The sequence below is a fragment of the Rickettsia finnyi genome, from assembly GCF_049668125.1.
Taxonomy (GTDB): Bacteria; Pseudomonadota; Alphaproteobacteria; order Rickettsiales; family Rickettsiaceae; genus Rickettsia; species Rickettsia kotlanii.
In genome coordinates this window covers 821,465-842,547 of sequence record NZ_CP187160.1, presented here as the reverse complement: position 1 = coordinate 842,547, position 21,083 = coordinate 821,465, and the positions used below count along the sequence as shown (strand labels likewise).

The following is a 21,083-nucleotide window of genomic DNA, read 5'->3' as shown; positions in this document are numbered from 1 at the left end:
GTATATCCGCGATTAATGCTTTGAGAGCGACCGAAATTTTTGATATTATTTGCAGTTGAAATATCTATAATGCCAAAATTCCCGATTTTTAAATTATTAGTTACCCCCCTACTGCTCCATTATTTTTTAAAAATTCAAAATGTCCGCCGCTTGTTAAATAATCATTCATACCAAACATATAATCAGTATTTAGAACTAAATATTTATAAGCATTGCTATATATAGTAAAATCTTGTCTTTGAAAACCTGCTTCGTAAGAGAAATGTGAAAGCCCGGGACGTAATAAACTCGGTGATACGTAATAAGGACTTTACCGGTTATATCTTGCGTTTTAACTATTAAATTACCTCTACCGGTGATAACCGGAATATTGGTTATATCAAATCCCCCATATGAGCTTTAGCATTATATATAGGTATACTATGCTGGACAACAAGATCTATGGTGGGGGCAACACTATTCTCTAATTTCACTCTACGATGTAATTCTTTTATAAAAATTCTATAGTCTTTTGCTTTAGTAGAATAATTCTGTGTGTTTTTTAAAGCTACCCGTATCAATTGTATTTTACCATCATGTAAGATAAATGTTACCGGAGTGGCCACTAAATCTTTAGTTTCTTTATATTCTTCTATACCATTTTTATATGTACGCTTTAAAAGAATTAATTGCAACTTTTTAGGCGCATAATCATTATTCCGTCATAGTTGCTATTCTATTAGCTTTGTTTATCTCTTATATTGACAGGTGCGATCGTGACACTGGCAAAAGAATTAAAAGTCAATAATATAGATAGGATAGGTAGAAATCTTAAAAAATATTTTTTCATAATATCAATATGCCACGGTTACTGTAATTGTATCATTATAAGTATCGGAAGCTCCTTGAGGTATTTTGCCGTATATTGTGAGTGTTTGATCTAGTCCTGTGCCCATTACCCAGTCACTTGATTGATTCCCCCAATTCTGCATTCTCCCTGCATTGGAGTAAAGATTATAAGGTAAATAACTAGTAGTGTTAACAAGACCAGTCATTTTACGGATACTAGTTGTAGCAGCAGGTGCAGTACCGGCATTTAATGAAACAGTATAATTAGTACCTAAAGTACACTTTATTATAATTGTATTTGTTTGCAGAGCATCGACAGTTGGAACATATGTACCGAAAGCTAAAGGAGTAGCCGTAACTATACAAGACGGCAAAATCGTCGCACTAACAAGGAAAAAAGCATTAGTGGAGGAGGCAAAACTATTGCCCGTACTTATAGTTAAGATAATAAAACCGATAATATTTCGTAGAATCTTAATTTGCATAATTTATTATAAAAATAATTAATTATTAAGCTTTTACAAAGTTTAACGCTTTTACAAGGCTAGTTTAAGAAATGGTTATATTTAAATATGAATTGATGATATTTGCCCCACAGAATTTATTTTGGTTTTAAATTTTATTTTTTACATTAAAATATTATGAATATAACCCAAATTAGCTATAAATAGAAATATAATTGACCACTTTATTTGACTATTATAGTATAATAATACTTTTATTTTTTGCAGGTTATTAAATGACTATTAAAATAGCAATCAGTCAATTTAAATCTCATTACCTTGCAATAATAGAAAAATTACAAACAGATAAAGAATCGATTATAATTACCAAAAGAGATAAGGAAGTAGCACAACCTTTAAATATATCTCGTCTAGTATAATATCCGACAGTTTTTAAAAATCCCCCTGCGAAAGTGTTGGATTTCTATAAATATACTCACATAACCATTGATTATTTCCTCAATATCCAATAAAATCCTTTTTAAAATTTAAATATAAAAAGTATGTATAATACTGATGTTGTAATAATAGGTGCCGGTCCGGTTGGATTATTTGCAGTTTTCCAAGCAGGAATGCTTGGCATGAAATGTCATGTTATTGATGCACAAGAAGTTGTCGGCGGTCAGTGTATTACCCTATATCCTGAAAAGCCTATTTGCGATATACCGGCATATCCTAAAATTGTAGCAGAAGAGCTAATAAAACAGTTAGAACTTCAAGCAGCTCCTTTTAACCCTATATATCATTTAAATCAGCAAGCTATAGAGCTAAATAAACAAGATGATTTTTTTGAAATTAAAACCTCAAAAAACACTCTTATTAAAAGCAAAGTTATTATTATTGCAGCAGGAGCAGGTTCATTTGGTCCAAACAAACCGCCCCTTGCGAATATTGAAGATTTTGAAAGTAAGTCGGTTTTTTATTTCATCAATGATAAAAGCAAATTTGCGGGTAAAAATATAGTTATAGCAGGCGGCGGGGATTCGGCTGTTGATTGGGCTATTTCTCTTTCAGATATCGCAAATAAAATATATTTAGTACATAGGCGGGATAAATTTACGGCAGCTCCTGAAAGCGTAAGGCAATTAAGGCATATTGCAGAAACCGATAAAATCGAGTTAGTAACCGGTTATCAATTAAATGCTTTAGATGGCAATAATAGTGAACTTCAATCGGTTATAGTTAAAGATTTTCAAAATAATACTCGCAAATTGGATGCCAATATATTACTACCTTTTTTTGGTTTAAAACAAGATTTAGGTAGCTTAGCAAATTGGGGTTTAAATGTTAAGCTTCACCATATTGAAGTAGACCCTTCCTATTATCAAACTAATATAGAAGGTATTTATGCCATTGGCGATATTGCTCATTATGTCGGTAAGCTTAAGCTGATCCTTACGGGTTTTGCTGAAGCGGCAAGCAGTCTTCATCATGCTTATAGTAGAGTATTTGACGGCAAAGCTCTACATTTTGAGTATTCTACTACCAAATATGGGGAAAAGAAGTAAGAGCATTACTAAGTAAAGAGATCGTCATTGCGAGCAACCATAGAGGGCGTGATAATCTCATGCAACAATAACAAACTCCTGAGATTGCTTCATCAATTACTTACGTAATTTCCTCGCAATGACGTTAAAACTGAATGGAGACAAAAATAAGAGTGAATAATATAATTGACGGTAAAGCATTAGCCAATGAGATACTAGCAGACTTAAAGCTAGAAATTCAAGAACTTACAAGCCAAACCAACGCTTCACCGAAGCTTGCTATAGTTCTAGTAGGCGATAATCTGGCAAGCATTATTTATGTAAGAAACAAAATAAAAAATGCACATAAAATAGGAATTTATACTTTATTAGTAAATCTATCTACTACTATTCATACTAATGATTTAATATCAAAAATCAATGAGTTAAACCTTGATAACGAGATTTCAGGAATTATAGTTCAGCTTCCTTTGCCAAGCTCCATAGATAAAAATAAAATTTTATCGGCAGTATCGCCTTCTAAAGATATTGATGGTTTTCACCCTTTAAATGTCGGTTACTTACATAGCAGGATGAGTCAAGGCTTTATTCCCTGCACTGCTCTTGGTTGTCTTGCAGCTATAAAAAAATACGAACCTAATTTAACTGGTAAAAACGTTGTAATTATTGGACGCTCAAATATAGTAGGAAAACCTTTAAGTGCTTTACTGTTAAAAGAAAATTGCAGCGTTACTATTTGTCATTCTAAGACACAAAATTTAAGCTCTATTACTTCTAAAGCCGATATTGTCGTTGCTGCAATAGGCTCACCTTTAAAATTAACTGCAGAATATTTTAATCCTGGATCTATAGTAATTGATGTAGGCATTAATAGAATTAGCGGCAATAAAATTATCGGTGATGTTGATTTTGAAAATGTTCAGTCTAAAGTAAAATATATTACTCCCGTTCCAGGCGGCATCGGACCGATGACTATTGCGTTTTTACTTAAAAATACGGTTAAGGCATTTAAGGATTCATTTATAAACGCACGTTCTACATAATTTCTTACATTATCTTGCATATATTCTAAATCTTGATCGGTTAAATATCTAACAAATTTTGCAGGGGATCCCATCCATAATTCTTAGATTTAATTATCTTCTTTGGCGGGATAAGACTTCCTGCCGCAATAAAAGCATATTTTTCTATTACTGCATAATCCATTATCGTAGCACTCATACCGGCATTATTATGTATTGTACAGGCATGAATAAGAGAGAAATGACCGATAGTTATATTATCACCTATTTCTACCGATCCGTTAAATCTTGAAGTATGAATTACACTACCGTTTTGTACGTTAGTTAGTATTATTTCCTATTTTTATCGATTCTTGGCGTTACTCCTTTGTAAGGGATAATGAGCATTAATTATAATCTACCCAAGAAATATTACCGTCTTTACGATAATAAACTATATTGATACGATCATTATTTATATTTTTAAATACTACTGCGGGTAAATCTTCTAAATCCATTTTCATTACCGCTTCTTTTACTGATAATTTTAATATTTCTACAGGCTTTTCAGCGATAATTGCCGGATTATCATTATCTTCGGAGTTAGAGGTTTCACTATCAGATTGCGGATTAATAATATATTTAGTACCTTCGTAAGCAATTTCTGATATTTTTACTTTACCCGTATGATGATTTTTGAATTTTGATTTATATTTTCTAAGCTGTTTTTCTAGTTTTGACATAGCTTTATCAAAAGCTACATACATATCGCTGCAACTATCATTACTTTTGACTATATTATGTTTACCTGAGCCATATTTTACTATAATATCACATTTAAAGTTAATTCCCTCTTTTGAAAAATGTATATCTATATTTATTATATCGGTAAAATATTTTTTAACGACTTGCGTAGCCCTCTCTTTTGAATATTCTTGTAAATTATTACCGATAGAAATATGTTGACCTGAAACTGAAATAATCATAAATAACCTTTATAATCTGAAATAATTAATATATAGGCGTTACTAAGTAACACCTATACAATTAATTTATATTTAGAGTAATTTCAAGTTTTATTACAAATTAAAAATTAATTTATTGAAACTTTAGCCATAGAGTTTAGGACGCTTATCCTTATTTTGTTGCGATTTAATTAGTTTTTTAGCAGTCTTTCTTACATAATTAGGCTCAATGCCGATTTCTAAGCAGGTAGCATTAAAATTTTCATTATTTTCAAAAAGCCATGTTTTAGCGTTATATTCTGCTTTTGTTGCCTCTTTCTTGTTAGCAGTATTAAGTTGCATCTATTATTGCTTGCATAATAATAGCACTTCTAAGAGCAATATCGGGTATAGGATTATAAAGTTTAATACGCTCAAAAGGAGTAGTTAATTTAATGACATATGGTTTAGTCATATAACTAATTGTTATTAATAAAGTAAGATTTTGTTAAAATAAATGTAACCAATAGATTTTTTCTTTTTTAACAAAGTCCTTAAAAAGTATAATAATTTTCAAGGCTTCAACTAGTAGTGACAGATTTGGATTAATAGAGATATCTAGTAATTATAATATTAGGAATAAGCTATAAAATCTAAACGTTAGGTTCTGTATATTTTTTGATAAAATACGATTTTTACTCTTGCAGAAATAGAAGAATTGTTATATACATTGTTATCTTTTATGTATACTCAAATGATTTCAAGAATTGAATTTTATTTTGAGAGGTGAGCACCCGCAGCCTATACTTAATAGATGAGGATGCAATCCTTGATCAAATGAAAGAGCAATTCTTAAAAGCAGAAGGGTATATAAGGGGGTGTAGCTCAGTTGGTTAGAGCATCTGCCTGTCACGCAGAAGGTCGCGGGTTCGAGTCCCGTCACTCTCGCCAAGCCCTTTCAGGGTTTCGGGATTTCCCATCGTTTTCTAAAAAATTCATATGCTCCTTTTATTCACCTTTTGTTTTAATTGTTATATTAAACTCTTTTAAATTCCGAATTTTAAATATTATAAAAAACTAACTTTAGTTGAATTTCTATTGAATTCTTAAAACTTTTTATTATGATTCTATCTATAAGCTCATTTTTAACAAAAAATTAAAGAATATAATTACGTTTAGATGGTTTCAGCCCTCAAATTAAGAATTAATAAGAACTATACAGAAAGAAAATACCGCAGAAGCACAAACATTAATTGCCGCAATGGATATTACTGAATTAAGTAAAGTTAGAGCTATTTATATTAGCAGGGCTATTTGCAGCATTCGTACCTATATTTTGAGTTACATTACCGTCACCTATAAAATTCAATGTACCGCCTACACCACCGGTTAAGTACTGCTTCATTTGCTCCTACACCACCTGTTACCGTTCCATCACCTGCAAATATTAACTTACCACTTCTGTCTCCGGCAGTAGTTGTCACTGCTCCGGTTAGCGCCCCCCATCTGCTAAAGCTAAGAAGTAACTTCGTAAATACCGTATTATCAACTACGACATCACCTACTCCGTCTTAGGTATTTTGTGATTGCTCCTATTCTCACTATTCCATATTCATCATTGCCAGATTTGTTTTAATTATTATATAAGGTAAATTGCCTATCATTTATGTTACTAGTATTCACTAAATCTAATTCTGAATTTGGGCCTTCAAATATTATCTTAGCACCGTTATTTAGCAAATTTACATTCCCATTTGCTGCATCTATTGTATATGTCGTATTATCCGCTATTCTAATATCACCTATATCTCCGGCACTTGGATCATTGATTATTTATTTGTATTTTTGCTTTTATAGCGTTTAATAATGCAACATTGATTGTATTTTCGGTATTTATTATTAAAGTACTGCCGCTAGCATTACTATTATTAAAAGTAATACCTCCTACATCTAATAGACCGTTAACACTTATAGTTCCCGCAGCTAAAACACTATCTGCAAAAACAATACTATTTACCGTAGTATTACCTTGTAAATCAAGAATCTTACCATTACCTCCATTACACTGAAGTATATTGCAATTATTTATATTTTTGTTAAGTGTAGCATTCCCTATAAAATTTAATGTACTGTTTACCGTCTATATTACCCGTAACCGTTATGTCGTCATCTAAATTAAGTGCAGACGTATTAATTTGTAAATTAATATTAGTAGCTTTTAATATTGTAGAATTAAGTGTTGCCGCCCCAAGTAAAACATTTACTGCGGCTAATGAGCCTATATCACCTGTATTATGTTACTACTACCAAGATCATGAGCTAGATTTAGTATCCCTTGACCGTCAACGCCGGTAGTATTGTTTATATTACCGTCAAAAAGAGTAAGTATAGAGTTATTGTTAGTAAGATTTATATTTGCAGCATTAATTGTAATATTACCTGCTCCGGGCATATAAATCTGTGCTTCCCCGTTTCCTACATTTATTCTGGAAAGAGAATTAGTTAGACCTATGTGATTTGATATAGTACCTGTACCTGCAAATGTTATTGTACCGTTATTGCCAGCTACCGTATTATCTATCTAAGTTGTAATATTTAAACCGTTATTAATTTGCAAAGTAGAATTCTTACCGGCGAAATCTATATTACTAAATGTTTAATTACTGACTCCGGTAATAATTGACGTAACATTATTATTAATAAATTTAAGAGGACCGAAATTAGGAGTAAGACCTACTGTTGCACTAAGAGCACCTATTGATACATTTTGACTTACTTCAACCCCACCAAAAGCAGGTAGTACTATTAATGTATTTATTCCGTCAATAACAGCATTTACTTTATCTGCCGATATTTTAATTCTAAGCCCTCCAACCGCTATTTGAATAATATTGCTGTTATTAAATGCTCCTCCTACAAGACCGACACCGATACTCAAGCTTACGCTACCGAGATTAGGAATTGTTGCTCCTGCAGTATTAGAGCTAGTGAATAATGTTCCGCATAATGATGCCGTTGCTAAAAATTTTCTAAATATTTTTGATTCTTTCATTAATATTAACTCCAATACATTTAATTAATAATTTGTAACAACTTTTTTACAACAATAAAATAGAAGCAGACAGAGCTAGATTCAGAAAGCTTTAGACAAGATGAATTGACGACACTGAGCCTGCGGAACGTATAAAAAAAGCACGTGAGCAAAGGCGAATGTCAGAAAATTCATTTGTATCAAGCTTTCTGAACAACGCTGTACCAAAAAAATATTGTTACTTGGTAGTGTAGAAATTTAATTATGTATTTAGAATTAAGTTAAAGGAAATTCTCAATGAAAGTTGGAAAGCAGAAAGATAAACTAAGATGTTTTATCTTTTATTATAGGCATGGATTTTACTACCTCGGATAAGTCGCTTTGAGTAGCTGCCGCAGTAGTAGCAGCATTACTGTATCACCCCCACGGGGTCTAAAAAACAATAAAAAATACTAAAATTATTAGTATTTTTAACTGGATCCCGTGGTCAAACCACGGGATGACAGAGGTGAAATTGATCCACGCAACAATATAGTCGATTCAGCCCAATTTAGTGACAGACGTAAGGAAGAAAGCCTATAATAATAGGCAAGTTCAAGATAGTCAGGAATTAAGCAAGAAAAATCGCATTTTGATTAAAAAGTCAAAAAGAATTACTTTACTATAGCTTGCATTAATTTAATATATGATATTTTGACTATTAACAAATCTCTATTTATTTATCGGTATTCCTACCAAAGCATGCTTAAGTACTTGATCAATATTTGATACAGATATAATTTCTAGGCTTTCTTTTATACTCGGCGGTATATCTTTCAAATCTTTGACATTCTCTTCAGGAATCAATACGGTTTTAATACCTCCCCTACTTGCAGCAAGTAACTTCTCTTTAAGACCACCTATAGGTAAAACATTGCCTCTTAAAGTAATTTCACCGGTCATTGCTACAGTACGATGTACGGGTCTTTTAGTCATCAACGAAACAATAGTCGTAAATAAAGCACAGCCGGCAGACGGTCCATCTTTTGGAATAGCTCCGGCCGGTACGTGAATGTGAATATCAAAATCTTTATAATTGTCGTACTTTAATCCAAAATTTGTTGCTCTGCTTCTAAAACAACTATAGGCAGCCATCGCCGATTCTTTCATAACATCACCAAGTTTTCCGGTGGTCTTTATTTCACCTTTCCCTGGAAATGCTAAAGCCTCTATAGTTAAAAGCTCTCCACCTACTTCAGTGTAAGCAAGTCCCGTAGTACTTCCTATTTGATCTTCTTTCTCGGCAAGCCCGAAATTATATTTCTTAGCTCCTAAAAATTCTTCAAGATTATTACTATCTATGGCAATATGCTTAACACTTTTATCTGCTAAAATCTGCTTTAATGCTTTTCTAGTTAATGACCCTATTTCACGCTCTAAAGCTCTTACACCTGATTCCTTGGTATAATATCTAATTAAATCCAAAATTGCCGTCTCGGATATAGTAATTTCATCTTTTTTGATTTTATGCATTTTAAATTGTTTTGGAACTAAATAATTTCTGGCAATTTGGAGCTTTGCTTCCTCTACATAACCGGAAATATATATTTTTTCCATTCTATCACTTAAAGCTCTAGGTAAATCATGAGAGTTAGCAGTAGCAATAAATATTACATTTGATAGATCATATTCTACTTCTAGATAATGATCAACAAAGTGACTATTCTGCTCAGGGTCTAATACCTCAAGCAAAGCGGATGCCGGATCGCCTCTAAAATCAGAACTCATTTTATCGATTTCATCAAGCAGCATTACAGGATTACTAGTCTTAACTTTCTTAAGTTGACCTAAAATTTTACCGGGCATTGATCCAAGGTAAGTTTTTCTATGCCCTCTGATTTCTGCTTCGTCTCTAACACCGCCGAGCGCAATTTTAGTATATTTTCTGCCCATTCCTTCGGCAATAGATTTTACAAGTGAAGTTTTACCGACCCCTGGTGGACCTATTAAACATAATATAGGTCCTCTAATTTTACTTGAACGCTGTAATACCGCTAAATATTCTATAATTCGTTCTTTAACTTTTTCGAGTCCAAAATGGTCACGATTTAAAATTTCCTCTGCTTGGTTAATATCTATTTTGCTATTATCATACTTACCCCAAGGCAGACTAAGCAATGTCTCAAGATAGTTACGCGTTACTCCCGACTCCGCTGACATTTGGTTCATGGTACGAAGTTTCTTAAGTTCAGTCTCAGCTTTTTCTTTTGCTTCTTTTGATAATTTTAAACTTTTAATTTTTTTCTCAATATCGGCAAGTTCTGATTTATCTTCATCAAGCTCTTTTTGAATAGCTTTCATTTGTTCGTGCAGATAATAATCACGCTGCGTTTTTTCGATTTGCTTTCTTACTCTTTGCTGCAATGCCTGCTCGGTTTCTGAATTTACTATATTGGAAGTAAGCGTATTAATAACCGTAGTGATACGCTTAAAAGGACTAGTTTCTTCTAATAAATGCTGCTTTGCCTCAAGTGAAGTTATCAAATTTGAGGCTAATATATTTATAATATCTATGAAATTAGTGCTATTACTTATTTCTTTATTGATAGTTTCAATAATTTCTGCATTAACTTTCTTATTATTAATCGCATATTTACTAAATAGTTGTACTGCATTATCAACAAGTGAACGCATGTTATTAACGTCAAATATTTCTTCATCCGGAATAATTTCGTAATTTGCTTCAAAAGCTTCCTCGCCTTTGATATTGCTTAGCTTTACTCTTGCTACTGCTTCTATTAAGATTTTTGCCGTATTATTAGGCAGCTTCACTATTTGGATAATCTTGGCAAGTATAGCTGTGTTATAAAGTTCGTGTGTACTAGGGTTTTCTTGATCAAATTTTTTCTGTAAAGTTACTAAAATATATTTACTATTATCTTCCTCGGAAATGGTAGTATGAGAGAGTGCTTGCAGCGATTTTTGCCTACCCACAAAAATAGGAGCAATTACTCCCGGGAATACTACCATATCTCTCAGTGCCATTAACGGGAGGGATTTTTTATTCATCAATTAAAACCTTTTAAAATTTCTAATTATTAACTATATAATATAGTATTAACCTGATTTCAAGCTACCATTATTAATTATATTTATGAATTTATTACTACAACCTTCTCAAAATGTAGCAGCCGCACATAATAGAATAAAACAATATCTACATTTAACTCCGATCGTTCATTCTGAAAGCTTAAATGAGATGCTCGGTCATGAGATTTTTTTTAAGGTTGAATCATTACAAAAAACCGGTGCATTTAAAGTTAGAGGCGTGTTAAATCATTTATTAGAATTAAAAGAGCAAGGAAAATTACCTGATAAAATAGTTGGTTATAGTACGGGTAACCATGGAATCGGTCTTGCCTATGCGAGTAAATTATTCGGTATTAAAACAAGGATTTATTTACCGTTAAATACTTCAAAAGTCAAACAGCAAACAGCTCTTTATTACGGCGGTGAAGTTATATATACATATTCTCGACAAGAAGCAGAAGAAAAAGCAAAAGAAGATGAAAAGCAAGGATTTTACTATATGCATCCTTCCGATAGTGATTCTACAATAGCAGGAGCAGGCACGTTATGCTATGAAGCATTACAGCAGCTAGGTTTTAGTCCTGATGCTATTTTTGCCTCTTGCGGCGGCGGCGGTTTAATTTCCGGCGCATATCTTGCCAAGGAATTAATATCACCGACAAGCTTGTTAATAGGTTCAGAACCTTTAAATGCCAATGATGCTTATTTATCTGTTAAAGATAATAAAACATATAGATTTAACTATGCTCCGAATACTATTGCGGACGGTCTTAAAACCTTGAGTATATCAGCTCGTACATTTGAATATCTGAAAAAACTTGATGATTTTTATTTAGCAGAAGAATATGAAATATATTACTGGACGGCGTGGCTTACTCATTTACTTAAAGTAATATGCGAACCGTCAAGTAGTATAAACATGGTTTCAGTGGTAAATTTTTTAAAAACACAATCCAAACCTCAAAAATTACTAGTACTAATCTCAGGCGGTAATATCGATCCTATTCTTTATAATACATTATGGAAAGAGGAGTATTTAAGCATCTCACCTAAATCTTTATGTTCTGATGTGATTTCTGCGAAAGCAGCAATCTAGTAACCTTTAATGTCCTCCCGCGACTTGATCGCGGTATCTTAGGACTCAGCTGGTGATACAAGCCCCCGTGGTCACGCCACGGGGTGACAATAAAAAATCTAGATTCCTGCTTTCGCGGGAATGACATAGAAGCAATGTAACAAAGTCTCCTTACAATGATGAAGTTATATTAAAATTTACCCCTTGCTTCTTACTGCTTCCTGATTTTTAGTAGAAGTATTAGGAGTGATTTGCGGCAGTTTTATATTAGAACTTCTTAGTTTTATTGAATCTTCAAATATGGTTTTATCAAATGCTATTGGATTGATTTTTCTGAGTTCTGCTAAATTAAAATTATTAACTTGTTGCGGTTGAACTATAATAGGCTCACCCGTAACAGGAATTAAATTTTTAAATTCAGGATTAGTTGCTACTTTATCTTTATTTTCATTTAAAAATTTTGTTAGACCTGCAGTAATTTCAGGATTTGTTAAAGCGTTTGAAAAGATTTTATTATTAATTGTCTTCGCTATATATCCATCACTCAGAGTAATATATTTATCTACAACTTTTCCTAATCTTTCTTCCAAATAGTTTCTACCTGTAAATATCTGCTTAAATTTCTTCCATAAAGAAATACCTCTATCATTAATATCTTTTAATTCAGCGGCTATTTTAGTACTATTCTCAGTTAGATAAGTAGCATCTAACTTATTTAATTCCCTTATTATTTTAGGATTCTTTATGCCTGAGGAGTTAGTAATGATAATAATTTGTTCTAATTGCTTACTAATTTTATTATTTTTTTCTAATCTATTACTAATCTGCTGCACCGTATAAGTGGCGGCCTTTTGTAATTCCTTAAATTCCACTTGAGATAATTGATTTACTCTTGGGATAAACTGCTTACTATCTTTATTAAATTTCTGGTTTTTATCTCCTTGAATAATAAATTTTTCATATTTCTCAAGTTTGTCTGGAGTGTTTTTAGGATCTTGTTTTAAGATTGCTATAGCTTGATCTTTTACAGCCTGTGCATATTGCTCTTTAGGTATAGACTTTCCGCTTACGGCTATTAATGCTTCTTTAGTTGCTCTTATAGGATTGGCAAAGATTTCTTCTTCATCTTCTATACCCATCAATGATAATTCATCAAAAGGTCCTCCTTTATTTAGAGGAAGTACAAAACCCTTAAGTGCTGCTTCGGCCCTTGCGACATCAAACTTTAGCTTATCTGCTAAACTAGGTATTAGTTTTATATCTTGTCCTAAATTGATATGCAAGTTATCTACTAATTTTTGTATATCTTTATTTTCTACAACTTCACTAATAATTTTACTGGCAAGTACTTCAAGCGTACTAGTGATATATTCTTCAGATTGTAAATATTGTTGAATAGGATCGGGATTAACAATATTTTTATTCAAAGTATCTAATCTACTATCTACGTTTTTTATATCAACTATTTTATCTTTGACTGCAGCCAATATCTCAGTCACTTCATCGTTTTTTTTAATAGCATCATCTATATTAGTTATAATCCCTGCCATATAATACTCATTATTAAGTTATTTGATATAATGAACTAAATTATCAAACTTTTTAAAAATTCGCAACTATATTATCATATAAATCACTACTTACTATGCCCTGACTGCTGCCCACTCTCTCTACTTTTACTAAGGTTTTCAACATGAGATATAGGGATTGATATAGAAGATTTATGGCCTTTGGGGTATTGTTTTATTTTGCTTTACAATATTTGGTGCTTATTTTTTTCTTTGTAGTTCTTCCGACGAAATTAATTTAGTTACTTCATCATGAGTGTTATATATAGTGTCAGTTAAAGATTGGACTACATCCATTTGGTAAATAATTAGTACTAAAAGGAGCAAACTGCGATTCTATTGCAGTAAAAATATTTTGTCTAGTAGCGGCAACATAGTTAAGAGGAGCAGAAGTATCTTTAAAAAATTTAATTTGAGTATTAAATTTAAATACTAATTATATTGTCTAAAAATTTATTATATAATTTTTCTGTGCTTAATGGAGCCTGACGATTTCCTTCAGGTTTATTAGCATCTTTAGCCATAGCACTTCCTCTATTAATTAAATTAGATAATAATTAGTTAAAGAATGCAAACCAATTTAAAATTTATGAATGAAAATTAATTAAAACTTATAAAAAGAATTGTATTTTTTCATAGAAGAGGTCCTGATCGTAATTTCATCAGGGATTTCGGTTATAAACCTTGAAGGGTAAGAACGGACTATTTCATAAAATATTTTTCTGCTTTCAGCATGAGTAATGTAGAGGTCTTTTTTGGCTCTCGTAATGCCGACATAAGCAATGCGGCGTTCTTCTTCTAAGCCTTTTTCGCCGTCTTCGTCTAGAGATCTTTGAGACGGGAATACACCCTCTTCCCAGCCCGGTAAAAATACCACGTCAAACTCAAGCCCTTTAGCTGCGTGCAGGGTCATTATAGTAACAGAGCCACCGTAATTGGTTTCAAGCACTTCATTTTCCATAACTAAGCTTGAATGTTCGATAAAATCATGAACATCGTTAAATTCAGCAATAGCTCTAAGCATTTCGTTAATATTTTCGATTCTACCGAATGCTTCTTCGGTTTTTTCTTCTTGAAGCATTTCAAGATAACCGGAATCATCAAGTATTGCTTTCACTACGTTTATTGGAGCATCTATACTAAATCTTTCGTACCAATTATCGATTTTAGTAACCAAATCTTTTAGAGTTTCATATGATTTTGCTTTAATCTCACCTATTTCTAACATTTCTTTAATGGCTGCGAAATTAGAAATATTTCGCTCAAGTGCATAGACTCTAATTTTATTTAAGCTAGCTGCACCTATTGCCCTTTTCGGCACATTTATAATACGCTCAAGTGCTAGATTGTCATTTTGATTCAAAGATATACGGATATAAGCAAGTACGTCTCTTATTTCCATACGTTCATAGAACCGCAAACCGCCTATAATTTTATAAGGCATAGCACTATTTATAAACGCTTCCTCAAAACTTCTTGTTTGAAATCCGGCTCGTACTAATATTGCAATATTGCCGGCATTATAACGGTTTTCTCGCACTAACTTATTTATTTCACCGGCTATATATCTTGCTTCTTCTTTATCGCTCCAACAAGAGATAATTTTTATCTTTTCACCGCTTGCCCTATCCGTCCATAACGTTTTACCGTGACGGTTTTTATTATTATTGATAACATTGGAAGCAGCAGCAAGTATTGGTAAAGTTGATCTATAATTCTGCTCTAATTTAATAATTGTTGCACCTGCAAAATCTTTTTCAAAACGTAATATATTCCCGACTTCTGCTCCTCGCCAACCATAAATAGATTGATCATCATCTCCTACACAGCAAATATTTTTATATAAACTTGCGAGCATTCTTGCCCATAAATACTGGACAACGTTAGTGTCTTGATATTCATCGATTAAAATATATCGATATTTTTCTTGGTAATATCTTAGTATTTCAGGATTTTTAATAAAAAGCTCATTATTATAAAGTAGCAAATCTCCAAAATCTAAAACATTAGAAATAAGTAAATTTTTCTGATATTCTTCGTATACAAGTTTTGCAACCCTCTGCAGCGGTAAATTAGTATCTGATACTGATAGTTTAGTTGGTAATAATCCTTGATCTTTCCATCTAGAAATTATGATATGTATTAATTTAGGAGCATATTTTTTAGTATCAATATCTTTTAGCTTTACTATATCTTTCACTAGTTTTAATTGATCATCATGACTAATAATAGTAAATCTATTATTTAAACCAAGATTTAAATGCTCAATCTGGTCACGCAATATCCTAGCTGCCATTGAGTGGAAAGTACCTATATTAAGACCATAGCAATTAATTAGACTATTAACTCTTTCAGTCATTTCTTTAGCAGCTTTATTAGTAAAAGTAACGGCTAGAATATTTTGAGGTGAGGCTAAATTTTGGTGAATAATATTAGCTATTCTTGAGGTAAGTACCTTTGTTTTACCTGTCCCCGCACCTGCAAGCAATAAAAGCGGTCCTTCAGTGTGAAGAACTGCTTTTTGCTGCTCTGGATTTAATGTATGTATGAAATCTTGATTTTGCATTTGTTTTAAGGATGTTGTGCTATGGCTCTACTATGTCATTCCCGCAAAAGCGGGAATGACATTAAAGCATTAAAATATCACCTTATTCTTCTTAGATTTTTAATAATATACGAAATAGTAATTATCGGACTACAAATAATTATTTTAAATAACCTAAAATAAGAGCTTAAATTTCTATCTTCAATAAACCAATTATATAAATCATTTATAGGTTTAATCTCAGCAGGAATAATATATTGATCTTTAAATAATTCTTTTAAAACTCTTTTTGCCTGTTTTGCTTCTGCTTTACGCTCTATTGTTAAGCTTTGATCATGTACTCGGTAGAAATATAAAGATTCCGGTATATGAGCAAATTTCGTAACAAGCCCAAACCTTAGCCAATATTCATAATCATCCACTAACTGCATATTTTCATTATATCCACCTACTTGCCTTGCTAAATCGGCTCTATATAAGAAACATGCACCGACGCAATCTCTAATCGGTAAAAACTCAGGAGGTTCTTGATAAAGTCTTATTCCTACTTTACCGTGGGCATCGATCAAAGTATAATCAGTATATACAAGCCCTATCTCAGGTGAATTATCAAGTATCTTAACCATTTTTTCTAAAGCATTTTCATGGAAAAGATTATCATCTGAAGTCCAAGTAAAATACTCCCCCTTGGCCTCTTTAAAAGCAATATTAAGACTTGCCGGTAATCTTTTATTGGTCTCATTTACTATTACCTTAATCCGTGAATCCTGCTCTGCATATGTCCTAGCTACTATAATGCTATTATCTTTTGAGCAATCATCAATAATAATAAGCTCAAAGTCTTTAAAGCTTTGATTAAGGCAGCTCTCAATAGCAAAAGGTAATAGCTTCTTTCTATTATAAACTGGTAAAACTATTGAGATTTTTGGAAGATTACTATGCATGTCCTCCTAACATATCAAGAGTATTTAAACTATTAATTATATTTTCTATTAGTTCTGATTCTTTAGATTTACATCCTTCAAAGATTAATAATATATTGCTTAAAGCATTATTAAGCATTTTGGGCATTATAGTATTGTGCTCTTCAAACCTTTTTTTAATTAGTTGCATCAAAGGATCAACATATTCAATTATTAACGATTCTTTATATTGATCTAATAGCTCGGCAAGACAATCAGATACTGACCATAACAAAAGATTAGCTCCTTCATTAATCTATTAAATCAAATACTTCATAAATTTTCTCAATTTGTACTTCAATATTATCTACAAACACTAGCATAATTTTTATTATTTATTACTTAGATTATTATATTTTCTATGTCATCCTCCCCCGAAAGCGGGAATCCAGAAAAAATAATCTTAATACTGCTACAAAGAATTATATTTTTTATAAAATAAGCATATAAAATAATTTTTTATATTCTTTACTAGATTCCTGCTTTCGCAGGAATAACATAAAAGGAACCATGCAGGCATTCTTAATTCTGTAAATTAATATGTTTAATATTAGATATGCAAATATCTCTTCAAATGAGTCTTCAATTCCAAAACCTGAAGCTTTACGTCCTGCAAAAGGTGCTTTTGCATTTGCAGGTAACGGGTCGTTAATCGATACCATACCAAAATCAAGCTTAGACACTATCATTTATGCCACAGATATATTATTTGAATATACATATCCTTGCAAGCTGTATTCGGTATTATTTGTACGTTCTATTACTTCATCTAAATCTTTAAATTTATAACAAGCAACTACCGGACCGAATATTTCTATTCTAAAGATATCCATATTATCCAAACAGTCAATAATAATAGTAGGCTCAATAAAATTATCAACAGCTTTACCGCCGCAAATTAATTTAGCGCCTTTACTTTGCGCATCAGCGAGTAACTTTTGTATTTTTTCTATGGCAGCAGAATTAATTAACGGACCTACCTACATCCGATTCCTTATCAAATCCGTCACCGGCTTTAAGCTTAGTAAATTTAGCCTTTAGAATTTTAGCCTTTAGAATTTCTATAAATTTTTCATATATAGATTCTTCTATAAATATTCTGTTAGGTGAAGTACAAGATTGTCCACTATTTCTAGTTTTAGCGATTACTAAATTACTTACTACTTTCTCTAAATTATTATCTGCCGTTATAATGAAAGGAGCATTACCGCCAAGTGCCAAAGATAAATGTTTTAGAGTATTTGCGGCATTTTGATATAGAATTTTACCGACATTTGTAGAGCCGGTAAATGATAATTTCTGAAACCTCAAATCTTCACAAAAAGCCTTACCTATAATATCTGAACTACCTGTAATTACATTAAATACTCCGGCAGGCACACCGGCATCGCTTGCAAATTTCGTAAGTACTAAAGCTGATAGAGGCGTAAGACTTGACGGTTTTAATATAACGCTGCAACCCGCAGCTATTGCAGGTACTACCTTGCGAGTAATCATTGCATTTGGAAAATTCCAAGGCGTTATAGCAGCAGACGGTCCTACAGGCTCATATTGCGTAACAATTTTATGAGTTTCCGGGTTTGATAGTCGACTAAATATTATGTATAGCATATGTATATCAATCAATATAAAGAGGCTGCATATAAAATTTCTTTTTGTGATTCAGCAAGTACTTTACCCTGCTCTAGGGTTAATATATGACTTCACTCCTCAATATTTTCGATTACTAAATTATACCATCTTCTAAGAATCGCTATTCTCGCTTCAAATGAGCTTTGTGACCATAAAGAAAAACTAGTCACCGTATTATTAATCGCTGCATTAATCTCAGATAATCCCAAATTCGGAACTGTAGCAATTTCTTTTAAGGTCGCAGGATTAATAACGGATATTTGCTTTCCGAACTCTATAAATTCACCGTTTATATATTTCCCGTAATGTTTTTAAGTAAGTTCATATATTTCTCATTACCTGCGTGGATACTAAAATCGTCATTGCGAGCGAATATTGGCGTTGTTGCATTGCTCGAGAAAAGTGTTACAATCTTATCTTAAAATTATACGGCAATACTAGCAAGAGAAATATTTATAATGAATTATTTATACCCGAATCTTCACCACCCATTTGACTTGCTAATACATCATAAGAAATATTTTCCAAATTAGCATGTTTTATAATATTAATGATATCTTCAGGGGCTATTGCGTTTAATATAAGATTCAATATTTCTTGAGGAAATTTATATCCAATGTCAGATAATATAGCAGAGTTTTCAGTTATATTATAATAAAGTAATACACCTGCCTTGTTTTAAGTCTTCTAGAATATTTTCTCACAATAAATTTGATACTTTACCTACCTTTTTTATAGCCTTAGCTATTTTAACCCATAACTCAGAGAAACTTATTGCGTCTTTGCCAAAAGCTATTAAATTCTTGAATAGCTCTAAATAATTACCTTTAACTCCTTTAATATTTCCCAATGCATACTCAATAACCTCAGATGAAATATCAGAGTAATATTTTTTCTTAGGATTTATTAATTGTGACTCTCAAGAGATCACAGCTGAGAGCAATACTTTTTCTAAGTTATTAAATAACCGCCCTTATTAAGATTTATATTTGCTAACAGCCAACCATTTGAGTCATCTCCATTAAAAATCCAATTCTGATGTAACATTGAGTCAAAAGTAAAATTTTATTGCAGAATATATTAAAAATTTTTGTGAAAATGCAGCTTCTTCTAGCTCTATTTCTAAATTAGCATTTTTCAATGCTTCTAAATTTTGTATGTTAAAACTACCTCATCCAACTAAAAACTTCATAAGTAATGGATATGTATCAATATTTTGTTTTTGTGGTGGTATATTTATTATGTTCCAAGTCATTATATTTGTACCTAATTAAATTAATACACAATGACTATAATAAGTGTCTTACTGAATATAACAATTTTTTATTAACTTATATATTAATTTACAACTAAAAAATCTAAGTTATTTATTTAGAAATTTTTCAGCCTCAAGAGCCGCCATACAGCCTGTTCCTGCAGCAGTTACTGCTTGTCTATAAATTTTATCCTGAACGTCACCAGCAGCAAAAACACCTTCTACACTAGTTCTAGTAGTGCCTGACTTCGTGATGATATAATTATCGTCATCCATTACAATTTGTCCGGTAAATAGCCCCGTATTCGGTGCATGCCCAATCGCTATAAATACACCGCTACAATTCAATAAACTAATCTCTTTGGTGTGAACATTTTGAATTTTAATTCCGGTAACGGATTTTGGTTTATTGCTACCTACAATCTCATCTACTACATGATCCCAAATTACTGATATTTTAGGATTTTTAAATAATCGATCCTGTAATATTTTCTCAGCTCTGAAACTATCTCTTCTATGCACTATAGTGACTTTGCTAGCATGATTGGTTAAGTATAAAGCTTCTTCTACTGCACTATTTCCTCCCCCTACTACAACTATTTCTTGATTCTTAAAAAAGAAACCATCGCAAGTAGCGCATGCCGAAACACCAAAACCACGAAATTTCTGCTCTGAAGCTATACCAAGCCATTTTGCTTCCGCACCGGTACAAATTATTACGCTCTCCGCGTCATATTCATTTCCTGCTCCTGTAAATACTTTAAAAGGTCTTTTTGATAAATCCACTTTTTCTACGTAATCACTAACAATTTCCGTACCGACATTTTTAGCCTGCAGAGACATCTGCTCCATAAGCCAAGGTCCTTGCACCGTTTCCGCAAATCCTGGATAGTTCTCAACATCGGTGGTAATTGTAAGCTGCCCGCCTGGCTGCATACCATTTATTAATATTGGTTTTAAAGCAGCTCTAGCTGTATAAATAGCAGCACTTAAGCCCGCAGGTCCTGAACCTATTATTAGTACTTTAGTAGTAATTTTCATAATTATTATTTATTAATTTAATGATACCTATGTCATTCATGCAAAAGCAGAAAAAACAGTTTTTATATGTTTATTTTATTAAATATGTTCAGGTTATTTTTTCTGGATTCCCGCTTCCACGGGAATTACATCCTGAACGTTC

18 protein-coding genes, 1 tRNA gene and 3 pseudogenes are annotated in these 21,083 nt (G+C 32.1%); 5 read left to right on the top strand and 17 right to left on the bottom strand.

Annotated elements, in window-relative coordinates; all coding sequences use genetic code 11:
* Positions 1–374: 374 nt before the first annotated feature.
* On the bottom strand, positions 375–674 hold the full coding sequence (locus ACPKKV_RS04665) for a molecular chaperone (protein ID WP_392506486.1): 300 nt from the start codon (positions 672–674) through the stop codon (positions 375–377).
* Between the two features lie 159 nt (positions 675–833).
* Positions 834–1,313, bottom strand: coding sequence for a Csu type fimbrial protein (locus ACPKKV_RS04660; RefSeq protein WP_392506485.1), 480 nt, complete (start codon positions 1,311–1,313; stop codon positions 834–836).
* A gap of 254 nt (positions 1,314–1,567) precedes the next feature.
* Here ACPKKV_RS04660 and ACPKKV_RS04655 point away from each other — a divergent pair, with 254 nt between their 5' ends.
* The 3 genes from ACPKKV_RS04655 to folD all read left to right on the top strand — a co-directional run bounded on the left by ACPKKV_RS04655 (position 1,568) and on the right by folD (position 3,861).
* The gene (locus ACPKKV_RS04655) at positions 1,568–1,711 is read left to right on the top strand and encodes a type II toxin-antitoxin system Phd/YefM family antitoxin (RefSeq protein WP_392506484.1); all 144 of its coding nucleotides are present in this window, start codon (positions 1,568–1,570) and stop codon (positions 1,709–1,711) included.
* A 123-nt stretch (positions 1,712–1,834) separates the two neighbouring features.
* On the top strand, positions 1,835–2,839 hold the full coding sequence (locus tag ACPKKV_RS04650; RefSeq protein WP_392506483.1) for an NAD(P)/FAD-dependent oxidoreductase: 1,005 nt from the start codon (positions 1,835–1,837) through the stop codon (positions 2,837–2,839).
* Between the two features lie 152 nt (positions 2,840–2,991).
* Positions 2,992–3,861 carry a bifunctional methylenetetrahydrofolate dehydrogenase/methenyltetrahydrofolate cyclohydrolase FolD gene (gene folD / locus ACPKKV_RS04645; protein ID WP_392506481.1) on the top strand — a complete coding sequence of 290 codons (870 nt, stop codon included), beginning with the start codon at positions 2,992–2,994 and terminating at the stop codon, positions 3,859–3,861.
* Here the strand turns inward: folD and ACPKKV_RS04640 are convergent.
* The 3 genes and pseudogenes from ACPKKV_RS04640 to ACPKKV_RS04630 all read right to left on the bottom strand — a co-directional run.
* Positions 3,825–4,227: pseudogene (locus tag ACPKKV_RS04640) on the bottom strand (gamma carbonic anhydrase family protein); the annotation flags it as partial. The gene folD and the pseudogene ACPKKV_RS04640 overlap by 37 nt on opposite strands.
* Positions 4,227–4,805: a ribosome hibernation-promoting factor, HPF/YfiA family gene (gene hpf, locus ACPKKV_RS04635; RefSeq protein ID WP_392506479.1), complete on the bottom strand. Its 579-nt coding sequence runs from the start codon at positions 4,803–4,805 to the stop codon at positions 4,227–4,229. The pseudogene ACPKKV_RS04640 and the gene hpf, both read right to left, overlap by 1 nt.
* Before the next feature lie 123 nt (positions 4,806–4,928).
* A pseudogene (locus tag ACPKKV_RS04630) lies at positions 4,929–5,238 on the bottom strand (hypothetical protein).
* A gap of 399 nt (positions 5,239–5,637) precedes the next feature.
* Between ACPKKV_RS04630 and ACPKKV_RS04625 the strand changes: the two are divergent.
* Positions 5,638–5,714: transfer RNA gene (locus ACPKKV_RS04625), tRNA-Asp, on the top strand.
* A gap of 325 nt (positions 5,715–6,039) precedes the next feature.
* Here ACPKKV_RS04625 and ACPKKV_RS04620 read toward each other — a convergent pair.
* The 4 genes from ACPKKV_RS04620 to lon all read right to left on the bottom strand — a co-directional run bounded on the left by ACPKKV_RS04620 (position 6,040) and on the right by lon (position 10,842).
* Complete coding sequence (locus ACPKKV_RS04620) at positions 6,040–6,168, bottom strand: hypothetical protein (RefSeq protein WP_392506478.1); 129 nt, start codon at positions 6,166–6,168, stop codon at positions 6,040–6,042.
* A gap of 873 nt (positions 6,169–7,041) precedes the next feature.
* Positions 7,042–7,215 (bottom strand): hypothetical protein, encoded by a 174-nt coding sequence (locus ACPKKV_RS04615; protein WP_392506477.1) that lies wholly within the window; start codon positions 7,213–7,215, stop codon positions 7,042–7,044.
* A gap of 204 nt (positions 7,216–7,419) precedes the next feature.
* Positions 7,420–7,815 (bottom strand): hypothetical protein, encoded by a 396-nt coding sequence (locus ACPKKV_RS04610; protein ID WP_392506476.1) that lies wholly within the window; start codon positions 7,813–7,815, stop codon positions 7,420–7,422.
* Positions 7,816–8,505: 690 nt separating this feature from the next.
* Positions 8,506–10,842 (bottom strand): endopeptidase La, encoded by a 2,337-nt coding sequence (gene lon / locus ACPKKV_RS04605; protein WP_392506475.1) that lies wholly within the window; start codon positions 10,840–10,842, stop codon positions 8,506–8,508.
* An 85-nt stretch (positions 10,843–10,927) separates the two neighbouring features.
* Between lon and ACPKKV_RS04600 the strand changes: the two genes are divergently transcribed.
* Positions 10,928–11,959: a serine/threonine dehydratase gene (locus tag ACPKKV_RS04600; RefSeq protein WP_392506473.1), complete on the top strand. Its 1,032-nt coding sequence runs from the start codon at positions 10,928–10,930 to the stop codon at positions 11,957–11,959.
* A gap of 176 nt (positions 11,960–12,135) precedes the next feature.
* On the opposite strand, the gene ACPKKV_RS04595 is transcribed toward ACPKKV_RS04600, so the two are convergent.
* The 8 genes and pseudogenes from ACPKKV_RS04595 to trxB all read right to left on the bottom strand — a co-directional run bounded on the left by ACPKKV_RS04595 (position 12,136) and on the right by trxB (position 20,941).
* Complete coding sequence (locus ACPKKV_RS04595; RefSeq protein ID WP_392506472.1) at positions 12,136–13,488, bottom strand: hypothetical protein; 1,353 nt, start codon at positions 13,486–13,488, stop codon at positions 12,136–12,138.
* 622 nt (positions 13,489–14,110) lie between these two features.
* Positions 14,111–16,072: a DNA helicase PcrA gene (gene pcrA, locus ACPKKV_RS04590; RefSeq protein WP_392506470.1), complete on the bottom strand. Its 1,962-nt coding sequence runs from the start codon at positions 16,070–16,072 to the stop codon at positions 14,111–14,113.
* A 77-nt stretch (positions 16,073–16,149) separates the two neighbouring features.
* Complete coding sequence (locus ACPKKV_RS04585) at positions 16,150–16,995, bottom strand: glycosyltransferase (RefSeq protein ID WP_392506468.1); 846 nt, start codon at positions 16,993–16,995, stop codon at positions 16,150–16,152.
* Positions 16,988–17,248 (bottom strand): hypothetical protein, encoded by a 261-nt coding sequence (locus ACPKKV_RS04580; protein ID WP_392506467.1) that lies wholly within the window; start codon positions 17,246–17,248, stop codon positions 16,988–16,990. Before ACPKKV_RS04580 ends, ACPKKV_RS04585 begins: the two co-directional genes overlap by 8 nt.
* Positions 17,249–17,535: 287 nt before the next feature.
* Positions 17,536–18,970: pseudogene (locus tag ACPKKV_RS04575) on the bottom strand (NAD-dependent succinate-semialdehyde dehydrogenase).
* Between the two features lie 128 nt (positions 18,971–19,098).
* Positions 19,099–19,236, bottom strand: coding sequence for a hypothetical protein (locus ACPKKV_RS04570; RefSeq protein ID WP_392506466.1), 138 nt, complete (start codon positions 19,234–19,236; stop codon positions 19,099–19,101).
* A 109-nt stretch (positions 19,237–19,345) separates the two neighbouring features.
* Positions 19,346–19,495, bottom strand: a complete 150-nt coding sequence (locus tag ACPKKV_RS04565; protein ID WP_392506465.1) for a hypothetical protein — start codon at positions 19,493–19,495, stop codon at positions 19,346–19,348.
* A gap of 513 nt (positions 19,496–20,008) precedes the next feature.
* Entirely contained in the window at positions 20,009–20,941 is a 933-nt protein-coding gene (gene trxB, locus ACPKKV_RS04560; protein WP_392506464.1) for a thioredoxin-disulfide reductase, read from the bottom strand.
* Positions 20,942–21,083: the final 142 nt, after the last annotated feature.

Bases quoted from the DNA above. Each gene is read 5' to 3' on its own strand.
- ACPKKV_RS04660 (WP_392506485.1), bottom strand. From the start codon at position 1,313: ATGCAAATTAAGATTCTACGAAATATTATCGGTTTTATTATCTTAACT.
- ACPKKV_RS04655 (WP_392506484.1), top strand. From the start codon at position 1,568: ATGACTATTAAAATAGCAATCAGTCAATTTAAATCTCATTACCTTGCA.
- trxB (WP_392506464.1), bottom strand. From the start codon at position 20,941: ATGAAAATTACTACTAAAGTACTAATAATAGGTTCAGGACCTGCGGGC.
- ACPKKV_RS04620 (WP_392506478.1), bottom strand. From the start codon at position 6,168: ATGAAGCAGTACTTAACCGGTGGTGTAGGCGGTACATTGAATTTTATA.
- hpf (WP_392506479.1), bottom strand. From the start codon at position 4,805: ATGATTATTTCAGTTTCAGGTCAACATATTTCTATCGGTAATAATTTA.
- ACPKKV_RS04610 (WP_392506476.1), bottom strand. From the start codon at position 7,815: ATGAAAGAATCAAAAATATTTAGAAAATTTTTAGCAACGGCATCATTA.
- ACPKKV_RS04600 (WP_392506473.1), top strand. From the start codon at position 10,928: ATGAATTTATTACTACAACCTTCTCAAAATGTAGCAGCCGCACATAAT.
- ACPKKV_RS04585 (WP_392506468.1), bottom strand. From the start codon at position 16,995: ATGCATAGTAATCTTCCAAAAATCTCAATAGTTTTACCAGTTTATAAT.
- ACPKKV_RS04615 (WP_392506477.1), bottom strand. From the start codon at position 7,215: ATGCCCGGAGCAGGTAATATTACAATTAATGCTGCAAATATAAATCTT.
- pcrA (WP_392506470.1), bottom strand. From the start codon at position 16,072: ATGCAAAATCAAGATTTCATACATACATTAAATCCAGAGCAGCAAAAA.
- ACPKKV_RS04650 (WP_392506483.1), top strand. From the start codon at position 1,835: ATGTATAATACTGATGTTGTAATAATAGGTGCCGGTCCGGTTGGATTA.
- ACPKKV_RS04595 (WP_392506472.1), bottom strand. From the start codon at position 13,488: ATGGCAGGGATTATAACTAATATAGATGATGCTATTAAAAAAAACGAT.
- lon (WP_392506475.1), bottom strand. From the start codon at position 10,842: ATGAATAAAAAATCCCTCCCGTTAATGGCACTGAGAGATATGGTAGTA.